Below are 12,241 nucleotides of genomic sequence, written 5' to 3' on the forward strand. Positions count from 1 at the left end.
AATTATTATTGATAATACTTATAATCGAAAAACTAAAAATTATAATTACTGAGGATGACCTTGTCATGAGCCATACTTTAGATAACACTGATAAAGCCATTTTGAATTTGCTACAAGATGATGCGACCCTGCCGCTAAAAGCAGTTGCGGAACACGTTCACGTCTCTATCGCCACGGCGCAACGTCGTATTCAATTGCTGATAGATGGCGGTGTGATTACCAGGCAAGTCGCCATCGTTGATCCCGACAAGGTGGGCTACGGACTCACCGCCGTGGTGATGATAGAAATGGCGCGCTCTAATAACTCCATGCAGCATCGGTTTGAGCGTTTGATGAATGCACAACCGCAAGTCATGAGCTGCTATGAAGTATCGGGCGATGCGGATTTTATGCTGATGGTGAATGCCAAAAATATGAATGATTACCATCAATTCACCCGCAGCTTACTGACGTATGAAAACAATGTCCGCCATTTTAAAAGTCAGTTTGTGATGAACTTTACCAAGAGTGGCACAAAAATTTTGCTCGACTAGGGCATATAGAACACGCCTTATAGTCGATACCAAATAAAATGAATACACGATATGATGACGCGAGACTGGGATAAATAGATTAAATATGGATGTAAATTTTAATCCTTCTCAAATGGCAATTATGAGTAGATAAGTTGGGAGCAAACGAGGTACGATATGAACGAAAGTTTGATAATAAATACGATATGAATATTCAATCATCATAGACAAGGAAACGCTATCATGAATCAGCATAAAGACGAGCTAAAAATGATGGGGAACAGCACAGTCAAAAGTGCTCTACAGAAACCATTAAATATGAAGACCAATGTGAAGACCATGGTTATGGGTGCAGCGCTCACAGCTGTGCTCGCCAGCTCAGGCTGTGCCACCAGCTCACTATTAGAAAGTGACAATCGAGTCAGCACGCAAACCACTAAAACCACGTTGTCTGAAGATCAAATCGTCGCCTTTGGTCGTCCCGCTCAGGCTTTACCAAAAATGCCCAACGCGACGATGGTTATCGTCGGTGAAAAAAACAGCTATGTGCTGACCCAAGGCGGGACAGAAATGGTCAACCTGTTAAGTAACCTGACGCCCAAAAACATCCAAGTTGATAATGACATGAGTTTTTATGTACCCAACAATGATGGTTACTTTCAGGGTGAAATGAAACTGTCTTACGCCAAATTGAAAGATGAATTTAAGCGCTCGGATTATCAGTTCTTTTTGCAGAATAATGGCCGAGAATGTACCTCAGCCAGCGACCAGCGGATCAATGCTCAGCGTTTTTGCTTCAGTGTGCCAGTGAAAGGTGCTATCTATCCACAAGTCAGTAACTTGAGCATCATTCAGTCGAATTATCGTGCTTTGACCAAGCCTTATATGGTGACTTTTTATACCCAAAGCCAGCAAAACCAAGTCCATCGTAGTGGCGCAAATACAGCTCAGAAGTTAGTGCTACTACCCTTTGCCCTAGCTTTTGATGTCGTCACTTTCCCACTACAATTATTAGACAATTAAAAAAACAGTCTGATTCAGTTATCACTTCATTCACTTTCTTGATACTTAGTCCAAAATAAGAATGGTTTTGAAAGATCAAAAACCATTCTTATTTGCACATTCCCTCACGCTATCAATAACTTATCAGCAATCGGCTCTCGTAGAATAGGTCGCATCATGAGTGTAATTCATGTTAAAATGAGCGCTTTTAAATGAGCCGTCATTATTTTTGATGAATAACGGTGATTTTTTAGTACCATTTTCTACTCAACAGGTCTGCCCATGTCTGCCGATACCATTGCTCGCACCGCCTTTAAACAAGGCACCAAACCACTTTACGATTATGACAAACATTGGGCGAGCTGCTACGAGCCTGCGCCTTATCTGCCCATGAGCCGCAAAGAAATGGACGATTTGGGCTGGGATGCCTGTGATGTCATCATCATTTCAGGCGATGCGTATGTCGATCATCCAAGTTTTGGTATGGCGATTATCGGTCGTCTGTTAGAGTCGCAAGGCTTTCGCGTGGGCATCATTGCCCAGCCAGACTGGAAGAGCAAAGACGCTTTTATGGAACTGGGTAAACCTGTCTATGCGTATGGCGTGACCGCGGGCAACATGGATAGCATGATCAACCGCTATACCGCTGATCGTAAAATCCGTAGCGATGATGCGTACTCGCCTGGTAATGTCGCCAACAAACGCCCTGACCGCGCGGCTATCGTTTATAGCCAGCGCTGCCGTGAAGCGTATCCTGATGTGCCGATCATCTTGGGCGGTATCGAAGGCAGTTTACGCCGTATCGCTCATTATGATTACTGGTCGGATAAAGTCCGTCGCAGTATTTTGCTTGATGCCCGTGCCGATGTCTTATTGTACGGTAACGCTGAACGTGCCATCGTCGATGTGGTACATGGCCTATCAAAAGGCTATAGCTTTGAGCAAATGAGCAAGTTGCGCGGTACGTCTTATCTATTGACCCCAACGCGTCGTCATTGGCAAGAAGATATGACTGAGGTCGCGAGCAATGATGTCGATACCGTGGGCCGTGTTGATCCTATCATCAACCCGTACGTGATGACTGAAGATGTGGATAGCTGTAAAGTCGAACAAGATAAACCATCGGACTCGCCTGTTGGGCAAGCCATGCCTTCACAGTCATCAATGTCATCGAAATATCAGGGCTTCGTTTCTGAGCCAGTAACTAATAAAATTCTCAATGCGCATCAAATCGACGAAGAAACGCAAGTGGTACAGATGCGCGGCTTTGACAAGCCAATGACGGCACGTAAGCATAAGCTAAAAATGCCACCACGTGAGCAAACGGTGATTCGTCTGCCTGATTATGAGCACGTCAAATCTGACCCTGTGCTTTATGCCCATGCCAGCCGTATCTTGCATTTGGAGACCAATCCGGGTAACGCGCGTGCGCTCGTGCAGCGTCACAGCAGCGGGGCTGGTAATTCACACACCTCCATCGATGTCTGGCTCAATCCGCCACCAGTGCCACTCTCAACTGAAGAGATGGATTACGTGTTTGACTTACCTTACGCACGCTTGCCGCATCCAAGTTATGGTGATGCGCGCATCCCTGCTTATGACATGATCAAGTTTTCGGTCAATATCATGCGTGGCTGTTTTGGTGGTTGCACCTTTTGCTCGATCACTGAGCACGAAGGACGTATTATTCAAAGCCGTTCAGAAGAATCGATCTTGCGCGAAGTGGAAGCGATTCGCGATACCGCGCCCAACTTCACTGGCGTCATCTCTGACCTTGGTGGCCCAACGGCAAATATGTACCGCCTCAGCTGTAAAGATGAGACGATTGAGAAGAATTGCCGTAAGCCATCTTGTGTCTATCCTGATGTCTGTGAAAACCTGCTGACCGATCACAGTAATTTGACCAAGCTGTATCGCAAAGCGCGTGATATCAAAGGCGTGAAAAAAATCCTGATTGCCTCAGGCTTGCGTTATGATTTGGCAGTCAAAGATCCTGAATACGTCAAAGAGTTGGTCAGCCATCATGTCGGCGGTTATCTAAAGATTGCGCCTGAGCATTCTGAAGAAGGCGTGCTATCGAAAATGATGAAGCCGGGCATGGGCAGCTATGACCAGTTCAAGGCCATGTTTGAGCAATTCAGCCAAGAAGCGGGCAAAGAGCAGTATTTGATTCCTTACTTTATCGCCGCCCATCCGGGCACCAAAGATGAAGACATGATGAATCTTGCGCTTTGGCTAAAAAATCATGGCTACCGCGCTGACCAAGTCCAAGCGTTTTATCCAAGCCCGATGGCGACGGCGACCACCATGTATCACACGCACAAAGACCCACTACATAAGATTAGCCGTAGTGAAGGTGATATGGATATCGTCAAGTCTGGCAAGCAGCGAAAATTGCACAAAGCATTCTTGCGTTATCACGATCCCAAAAACTGGGTCATGCTGCGTAAAGCGCTACAAGACATGGGACGCAGTGATTTGATTGGCAAAAACCGTGGCTGCTTGATTCCGCCATTTAACGCCAGTTTGGAAGGCCGCGATGCCGCACAAGACAGCTATCAATCCGCGCGCAAAAAGAACAGCCGCCTTGGTAATGACTCGGTGAAGCGTAGCAATAACTCGGCAACCAATAGCTCGTCAACCAATGCTACTGCTGGCAAAAATACTGGCGGCAAGAACACCAAAAAGCGCGTGAGCAAAGGCAACTTCCAAACTCAGCACACAGGTCTGCCACCACGCAAAACCAAATAGCTTGTTGAGAAGCCGCTTTGTAAGAAGTCGCTTTGATAATATAAGATAATGTAAAGACAGAGTCTAAACGTAGACCGTGTTAAGTTAGTCAAAAAAGCGTCTATCAGCTCTCAGTTGATAGACGCTTTTTTGTCTGACTCATTAGTGAGTAAAAATTCAAATGATTATCGTTTATCTTTCAATATGTTGGCGATTGTAAATTACATTAGGCAGCGCTTGAGTAACCAAGCAAACACGTAACAAACAATTTCTAACATTCTCCCGCTATGGTTTTGGCTACCATATGCGTCATATGCTTAATGCATTATTAAGAATACATACATAAAAACGAATTTACTTTGGAGAGACCCATGAATACACTAACCAAAATTGTGACTGCCTTACCTGCCCTTGCCCTACTAAGCGCCTGTGCGACCACCGCGCCTACCACACCAAATACTTCCGAAACGCCTGTCAAAGACAGCATGCCTGATGCAGCTTATGATCGTATGGCAGCAGCGCCTTATACTTGTACTGATGACAGCACCATCATGGCAAAACAATCTATTAATAAAAACCAAGCCATGGTGAATGCGACTTTGCCAAAAGTAAAATGGGCAGAACAAAAGATTGTCTTAAATGGCGGCGTGCAAGGTGATGTCGCAAGCTATGTCAACGACTCAAACCCAGAAGCGACCTATGCATGGCACATGAAAGGCGACAAAGGCATCTTTGCCATCAAATGGGCAAATGGTAAAGAATACCAAGTAAACTGCCAAATCTAATTAGCCAAAAACAAAGAGTGGCAGTAGTAAGAATAAATAAAAAACAGTCATCATCAGATGGCTGTTTTTTTGTGCGTGTTCATAGACGCTTTGGTACTTTTACCTAGAGAAGCGTCACGAAACCTGTCAAAATAGCGTTTATACATCGCAGTCCTCTACTTATTTTATAGGGGAGTGATGATATAGATATAGTATATGACCAATCACTCAGAGGATACATCGATGGCTAAGCGTCTAATAAACATGATAGTAATTGCTACTACAAGTCTGTGGGCGCTGACAGGATGCGACAACGGTGCGGAGACTAGCAACCAAACCACTGAGCCCGCAGCCGCAACGGCAGCCCCCTCTGCATCGACTGCAGCCACAAACACCATCGATTGGTCATTGGTCGCCAGTGGTGAGACGCCTGCTGACCGCGCCAGTTATCAGTATCCGTTTGCACTCGACAGTCAAAACGTTCGTGATTATGCCGATTATTTCAAAGTGGATAATGCCACGGCTCAGCACAATCTCACTATCAGTATGGCCAGCAACGAGGCGCTATCAAAAGCCTTGGATCAGCTGAGTGAAACCTATGTCTCACATGAGGTAATCGATAGCAAGGACATGAAGCTTGTCATTCATACCACGCCCGATGTCGCTGCCAGTAGCTACGATTATGTGCTGTCTGATGACTTTGCTAAAGGACTGGTATTACCCATTGAAATCAAACCTGATGGTAAGAAAGGTGATGTGACGGCGCATGGAGAGATGGCGGAGTAGCGTGTTCACTGGTTTGCGTAAACGACTATACCTGCTAGGTTGATAGGCCTCATAAAACTTGCTGGATGCAGCTGACTCTTATGTAAGCTGCTAAAAGTCATTGTTTAAATAAAAGCACGAACGAGCATGTAGCCACCCATACCAACCATCATGACATTTTCAGTTAAGGAAATAGCGCCCAACGGCACATTACTATCACCGCCTACGCAGGCACATTTTAGCTCGCGCTTATCGATATATACCGCTTTGATGACGGATATGCCACCAATTAAGCCGATGACAAAGGCGACTATACCGGCAATGGGATTGAGCCAAGGTTGATCCGCAAGCATAGCAATACCAGCAAAGGCTTCTAAAAACGGATACACATAAGCGTAGCGTACCACTCGTCTTGCCAGCAAATCATAACCCAAAAACCCAGTGGTAAACCCTTCTAAGTCTTCAAGCTTTTTGATCGCCAGCACACACATAGACAGCGCGACAAACCACATCAACGCTTGCATGGACAATATGTTGACTGAGAATGCCCAGCATAACGCCAAACTCATCAGTGCCGTAACAGAAAATATCGCAATAATGGGTGCGTAAGTCTTATCGTCTTTTTTTTCGGGTTCGCTGTTACCCAAGAATACCTGCAAATCATCATTACCGCCAATGCGGTTGCCATCAATGAATGTCTGCGGCGTGGTCTTTACCCCAAGCGTGTCCTTAACCAAACTGTTTTGGTCTTGGTTCGTGATATGCCGATCGGTAATGTCGTAGCCTGCATGTTTGAGCGCCGCTAATGACTTCAGTCCAAACGGGCACAAATGATCGGGCATTACCATACGAAAGATGATGGCAGACTGACCGCCTTCTTTGTGGATATGCTCGCCCGGCAGTGTCTTTATCAGCTGCTGGACTTCGGACGTGTGGCTGTCATCAACCGTTTGGATGGCGGGCTGATTTTCTGTATTATCTGTCATTACTCACTCCTCACTTATACTCACTATTATTACTTTATAAGTATGAGTCGCGATAATCTTGACCAATCGTGTTAACTTTCTTATGTTTAATGATAAGTAGAACTTTACTCTCAATTAAACAGTATTACTTACATTACTGACGACCGCTATAATTATATGCTGAATAATAGTTTTGCTAAAGGGCTGTATTGCCCATTGAAATCAAACCTGATGGTAAGAAAAGTGATGTGAAGGCGCATGGTGAGGTGGCGGAGTAGAAGCTAATAGCGCGTGTCTTGATTTGTTTGACACACGCTATTAAAACATACTAAGTCTGACGATATGGATTGTTTGAAAGGTCTATTCTGACTTTATGCTTATTTTGACTTTTACAAAGTAATTTCGCTAAATAAGGTTGATACTGAGTAGCAGCTGGTGCGATATATATTTTATCAAGATTATCTCTTACATCTGCTTCATACTCAATATACAAGAATTTTCCAAAGTCAATTTTGACTTTAGGATCCTCAAGCGAAGTTATATATATCATGCGACATTCTTGCTCTTCCTGAAAAGCAGAATGTTTAATCAGATATTTTAATGGTAGAAGAATCTCATCTAACAGCTTCTCTATATCATTTGACAGCCTTGAATCACAATCGCTGATTCTTGTATTTTCTTTAACAATTGATTTATAAATATTTTTAAGGCTATAAAAGGCATCTTTAAAATCTTTAGTTTTTTTATCAATATAATTTTTATATGCTTTCCATTCAGCTTCGGCTTTGCTTGTTTTTTCATTTTCTATATCTATAGTCTCATCACTAAACTCTCGAAAAAATGTTAATCGATTACGTTGTGCTAAATGTACATAGTTAGATGTAGGGTCAAGATAGACACATCTCATAACAGGCTGCTCTTTAATTCTTTCCACAGGTTTTTCAAAAATTTTTTCTTTTGGTGATTCAATAGTACTTTTATGAATAGGAATCGTATCATTTTTCTGTAAATTATCTTTAAATGCTACGTAAGATAATCCTGCAGTAGAACTATGTTCTTGAAAGAAATTTTGATTAAATACTAAACTAATCCCAGAAGCTTCCTTGTTATCTTGTTTACCGTATAATCTGAATTGGTTAAGGCTATCATGATTAAAAGTAAAACAACTAATAAAAGCATGTAGCTTCTCATCGAAATCTGGCGCATAAAATGAATTTTCTTTTACACCTTTCAAATGGTTTGAAAGTAACTGACCTTCACTTGGGTCATTGACATTATTAATAGTATTGAGACGAAATGCACTTGGCCGTCCTTGGTCTTTGTCTACAGCTAATAGCTTTTCTGTTGTATATGTGCCAGTGTAGTGAGCAAGTTTCCTTTCAGGCGCCTTTTCAGTATCTGATAGCTGGCTAAAATCCAATTTCAAAATATCGACTATTAATAATGTTTGATCTAAAAGCTCTATAAAATTTTTACCCAAGGTTTCATTTTCAGGATCTAAGAGAAAGCTATTTATTTTTTCATAACAATATGTTTCATAAAGATATGTGTCGCTAACCAATCTAAATAATTTTATAGACTTCTCATACTCTTTCTTTTTTAAATAATCCTTCGCAAATTTAAAAGCATATTCACTTATAATTGTAGTCACCCAAGACTTTCTGTTGAATAACTCTATTATTATTTCATAAGCTTCATCTACCTTATCTTTAAAGTAATATTTTACTACTGCTATATTCATTTGAGCTAGTTCATAATATCCTTTATCATCACTCTCTTTCATGTTTTCTAATACATCTAATGCTAAGTCATACTTCTGAACGCTTAGTAAACAGTCATATATCTTAAATTGAGTTTGTGCAAAAACCTCTCCTCTGTTTTTCTCACGCGTGACTTTCAGCAATTCTTCAACTTCTTTTCGAGTCACTTCATCTAGACCATCTAAATCATCAATATTCATACCCTACTCCCCAACCATCGCCAAAAACTCTTCCTCACCCACTATCTTCACACCCAGCTTCTCCGCTTTTGCCATTTTCGAGCCAGCCTTTTCACCTGCCAGTAGTGCAGTGGTTTTAGCAGAAATGCTGCCTGAAACTTTTGCCCCCAGCGCTTGTAGTTTGGCTTTGGCTTCATCACGCGCCATGCTATCGAGCGCACCCGTGATGACCCACGTTTGCCCATCAAGTGGCAGCCCTTCTGATGCGACCTGCTCGACCTTATCCCAATGGACGCCTGCCTCGCGTAACGCGGTGATGACCTCGATATTGTGCGGCGCGCGGAAGAACTTATAAGTCAGCTCGGCAGTGATTTCTCCAACATCTGGCGTTTTTATTAATGTTTCAATACTGGCTGCCATAAGACTATCTAAGTCACCAAACTGCTGAGCAAAGTTCTGCGCCGTCCCTTCACCAACACCGCGAATACCCAGCGCGTAGATAAAGCGTGCGAGCGTAGTTTGCTTGCTGGCTTCGATGGCATTGATGATGTTTTGAACAGATTTTTCGCCTAATTTTTCAAAGGTCACCATCTCATCCGCATGATTGTGTAATTGATAAATATCAGCGACGGTTTCGACCAGACCATGCCCAAAAAAGCTAATCAACCAACTCGCGCCAAGCCCATCGATGTCCATGGCACGGCGTGAGACAAAGTGAATGAGTGCTTCTTGCTGTTGCGCGGGACAAAACAGACCGCCCGTACAACGTGCCAGCGCTTCGTCTTCTGGTAGAACGACAGGCGAGTCGCAGACAGGACAAGTAGATGGCAAGGTCACAGGTTCAGAATCTTCTGGACGTTGATCTGTCCAAACGCGCGTGACTTTGGGAATGACATCGCCTGCACGGTGGACGCTGACCATATCGCCTGCGCGTACATCCAAACGCTGAATCTCACCAAAATTATGCAAGGTGACATTGCTGACAGTGACGCCGCCGACTTTCACAGGTTCTAATTTACCAACGGGCGTAATCGCGCCAGTGCGTCCGACTTGCCATTCAATTGAGTGCAAGCGTGTCATGACTGTTTCGGCAGGGAATTTATAGGCAGTCGCCCAGCGTGGCTCACGAGATAAGAAACCAAGCTGCTGCTGCAATGCAAGGCTATTGACCTTAATCACCATACCATCGATTTCAAACGGTAAATCGCTGCGCGTTGCAATCACCGATTCATAATAGGCTTGTGCCTCTCGTGGATTCGCGACCACTTCCACTGCGCTGACCGTAAAGCCAAGCTCGGTGAGCCATGCGAGCGCTGCGGATTGGGTCTCAATGGTCTCAGGCAAACCTTGATTGACCGAATAACCATAGAACGCGAGTGGACGACTGGCTGCTACGGCTGGGTCTAATTGGCGCAAGCTCCCAGCGGCGGCATTGCGTGGATTGGCAAAGGTTTTGCCCTCGTTTTCTTCTGCTAAGCGATTGAGACGCTCAAAACCTGCCTTTGGCATCAATACTTCACCGCGCACCTCTAGCAACTCAATATTAGCGGCATCGGCTATCCATAGTGGCAGATTGCGAATGGTTTTGGCATTTTGAGTGATGTCCTCGCCTGTCTGTCCATCCCCGCGTGTGACTGCTTGTACAAACTTACCATGTTCATATTTCAGTGAGACTGCCAGTCCATCAAGCTTTAGCTCCATCTCATACTCAGGACTTTGCTGCGAGACGCTGAGACGATCATTGACACGGCGCATAAAATCGCGCAAATCGTCGTATTCGAAGACGTTGCCCAGCGAGAGCATCGGAATGTCATGAGTCACTTGGGTAAAGGCTGATAGCGGCATATCGCCGACTTGATTGATCGGACTGTCGGGCTGCACCAAATCTGGATAGGCTTCTTCTAGCTCAAGCAACGTGCGACGCAATTGATCGTATTCGCTGTCTTCTAATATAGGATTGTCGAGTACATAATAGGCATAATTGTGCGTCTTAATGGTGTCGATAAGCGTGCGCATTTGCGCGACAATATCGCCATGAATATTGGTACTATCATCGGTCGAACTAGATATATTAGAGCTCGCAAGTGCTTGGGTTTCTACTTGAGCAGATAGGTTTTTAGAATTATTTGGTGAGGTAGAGTCAGTCATAGTCGGCGTCTTTTTTGCGATTCAAGATGTCGATATGATAACAAGTTTGTAGGTTGCTCGGACAATATTTTACAGAAACTGAAAGCCATTAAAAAAGGCAAATAACGTTCATCGCTATTTGCCTTTTTAAAACTCAGAACCACTTTTAAATGTTGGTTTGTTTAACCTTCAAGCTTTTAACCTTCATAGTCGCGGACTTGGTTGCGCAGCTGTTGTTTGTATTCAGGCGTGATCGGTTCGTTCTCTTCATCCAAAATAATAGCATCCAAATCACTTGCCATCATATAGGCAATGCTCATCATACTATCGAAACTGCGTACCGCTTGTGGATGCGGCAAGGATAAGAACACCACAACACCATTGTAAGTATTGGTCGCCACGCTATGCGGATCAAAAGGTGCGATACCGCTGTCGGTGATGCCCATCATACTAAACCATAGTATGCCAGTGCCGTCTTTTTGCTCATAGCGATGGAACATATTCATCGCCCCATAGCGCAGACCATACTTATCAATTAGTGCTAATAAGTCACGACCACGAATCACCGCTGCTGGACGGTCACGGTATTGGTGCGGCAAAATGGTGATATTGATGTTGTCTTTGGCATTGATCAATGGGCCATTTTGTCCTTCATCGACAGGCTCTGACAGATGTTGATCGAGTATCGGACTATTATTGTCAAAGCTTGGCTCTTCTGCTGTATCAATCGCTGGCATCAGGCTATCGGTCGCCGACATCAGGCTCGAAAAGGCATCAGGCTCTTGCTCGATGTGCATTTGTTCAGCCGTTTCTGCAAATTCAGTATCGTCAGTTCGCTGCTGCTCATCCTGCCAGCGAGCATAATCTTCACTTGCCTCGACATCATCGCTCACATCATCACGGTGCGCAGTCAGTTGCGTATCGACGTTGGTAGGCGGCTGGGTCAAAGGCGCTTCTTCAACGACCGCATTCAAATAACTGCGGTCAGGGCCAATGCTTGTCTCGCCAGCGACCGTATCATCCAAATCTGGCTCGTCGATGATATTGCGCTCATGACGCGGTATGATGGGGATACCGTTTTTATCATAATTGACCGCGGCAGCCTCAACACCTTTGCGGCGCTTAAAACTACGAATGACCATAAATAGCCCTGCGAGCACGATAAATGCAGCAATGGCAATCAATATAAACTGAATAGCGGTCATGAGAAATACATCCTAATATATGACAAAAGGGAACACACAAGAGAGGATAAATGGCAATAGTCTAGCATGGCTAATTACTATCGTCACCATATAGTCATCGTTTATCGTCCACCCGACACACTTGCGTTACGTTATGCTCTCAGCCTTGACGATATCATACGCAATGACTGGCTCCAATTTGTAATTTGTACTAGGGAGTGTCCTCAATTCAATCGATTATTCTCTAAATGGG

General features: G+C 44.1%; 9 protein-coding genes. 5 read left to right on the plus strand and 4 right to left on the minus strand.

Annotated elements, in window-relative coordinates; translation table 11 throughout:
• Window positions 1–65: 65 nt before the first annotated feature.
• From JMY02_RS07330 to JMY02_RS07350, 5 genes are all read left to right on the plus strand, one after another.
• A complete protein-coding gene (locus JMY02_RS07330; protein ID WP_201596735.1) occupies window positions 66–533 on the plus strand; it encodes an Lrp/AsnC family transcriptional regulator in 468 nt (155 codons plus the stop codon).
• Between the two features lie 297 nt (window positions 534–830).
• The gene (locus tag JMY02_RS07335) at window positions 831–1,535 is read left to right on the plus strand and encodes a YidX family protein (RefSeq protein WP_201596916.1); all 705 of its coding nucleotides are present in this window, start codon (window positions 831–833) and stop codon (window positions 1,533–1,535) included.
• A gap of 261 nt (window positions 1,536–1,796) precedes the next feature.
• Window positions 1,797–4,265, plus strand: coding sequence for a YgiQ family radical SAM protein (locus JMY02_RS07340; RefSeq protein ID WP_201596737.1), 2,469 nt, complete (start codon window positions 1,797–1,799; stop codon window positions 4,263–4,265).
• A gap of 350 nt (window positions 4,266–4,615) precedes the next feature.
• Entirely contained in the window at window positions 4,616–5,029 is a 414-nt protein-coding gene (locus tag JMY02_RS07345; protein WP_201596739.1) for a hypothetical protein, read from the plus strand.
• Window positions 5,030–5,224: 195 nt separating this feature from the next.
• Entirely contained in the window at window positions 5,225–5,794 is a 570-nt protein-coding gene (locus JMY02_RS07350) for a hypothetical protein (protein WP_227678443.1), read from the plus strand.
• A gap of 104 nt (window positions 5,795–5,898) precedes the next feature.
• On the opposite strand, the gene JMY02_RS07355 is transcribed toward JMY02_RS07350, so the two are convergent.
• The 4 genes from JMY02_RS07355 to JMY02_RS07370 form a co-directional block, all read right to left on the minus strand.
• Entirely contained in the window at window positions 5,899–6,759 is an 861-nt protein-coding gene (locus tag JMY02_RS07355) for a MauE/DoxX family redox-associated membrane protein (RefSeq protein WP_265087961.1), read from the minus strand.
• Window positions 6,760–7,066: 307 nt separating this feature from the next.
• Window positions 7,067–8,698, minus strand: a complete 1,632-nt coding sequence (locus JMY02_RS07360; protein WP_201596741.1) for a hypothetical protein — start codon at window positions 8,696–8,698, stop codon at window positions 7,067–7,069.
• 3 nt (window positions 8,699–8,701) lie between these two features.
• The gene (gene ligA, locus JMY02_RS07365; RefSeq protein ID WP_406947731.1) at window positions 8,702–10,825 is read right to left on the minus strand and encodes an NAD-dependent DNA ligase LigA; all 2,124 of its coding nucleotides are present in this window, start codon (window positions 10,823–10,825) and stop codon (window positions 8,702–8,704) included.
• 176 nt (window positions 10,826–11,001) lie between these two features.
• On the minus strand, window positions 11,002–12,009 hold the full coding sequence (locus JMY02_RS07370) for a cell division protein ZipA (RefSeq protein WP_201596743.1): 1,008 nt from the start codon (window positions 12,007–12,009) through the stop codon (window positions 11,002–11,004).
• Window positions 12,010–12,241: the final 232 nt, after the last annotated feature.

It is taken from the genome of Psychrobacter vallis, from assembly GCF_904846715.1.
Lineage (GTDB): Bacteria > Pseudomonadota > Gammaproteobacteria > Pseudomonadales > Moraxellaceae > Psychrobacter > Psychrobacter vallis.

What these genes read in the sequence shown, in the direction of transcription:
- JMY02_RS07340 (WP_201596737.1), top strand. Translation starts at nt 1,797, where the DNA reads ATGTCTGCCGATACCATTGCTCGCACCGCCTTTAAACAAGGCACCAAA.
- ligA (WP_406947731.1), bottom strand. Translation starts at nt 10,825, where the DNA reads ATGACTGACTCTACCTCACCAAATAATTCTAAAAACCTATCTGCTCAA.
- JMY02_RS07355 (WP_265087961.1), bottom strand. Translation starts at nt 6,759, where the DNA reads ATGACAGATAATACAGAAAATCAGCCCGCCATCCAAACGGTTGATGAC.
- JMY02_RS07350 (WP_227678443.1), top strand. Translation starts at nt 5,225, where the DNA reads ATGACCAATCACTCAGAGGATACATCGATGGCTAAGCGTCTAATAAAC.
- JMY02_RS07335 (WP_201596916.1), top strand. Translation starts at nt 831, where the DNA reads ATGAAGACCAATGTGAAGACCATGGTTATGGGTGCAGCGCTCACAGCT.
- JMY02_RS07345 (WP_201596739.1), top strand. Translation starts at nt 4,616, where the DNA reads ATGAATACACTAACCAAAATTGTGACTGCCTTACCTGCCCTTGCCCTA.
- JMY02_RS07330 (WP_201596735.1), top strand. Translation starts at nt 66, where the DNA reads ATGAGCCATACTTTAGATAACACTGATAAAGCCATTTTGAATTTGCTA.
- JMY02_RS07360 (WP_201596741.1), bottom strand. Translation starts at nt 8,698, where the DNA reads ATGAATATTGATGATTTAGATGGTCTAGATGAAGTGACTCGAAAAGAA.
- JMY02_RS07370 (WP_201596743.1), bottom strand. Translation starts at nt 12,009, where the DNA reads ATGACCGCTATTCAGTTTATATTGATTGCCATTGCTGCATTTATCGTG.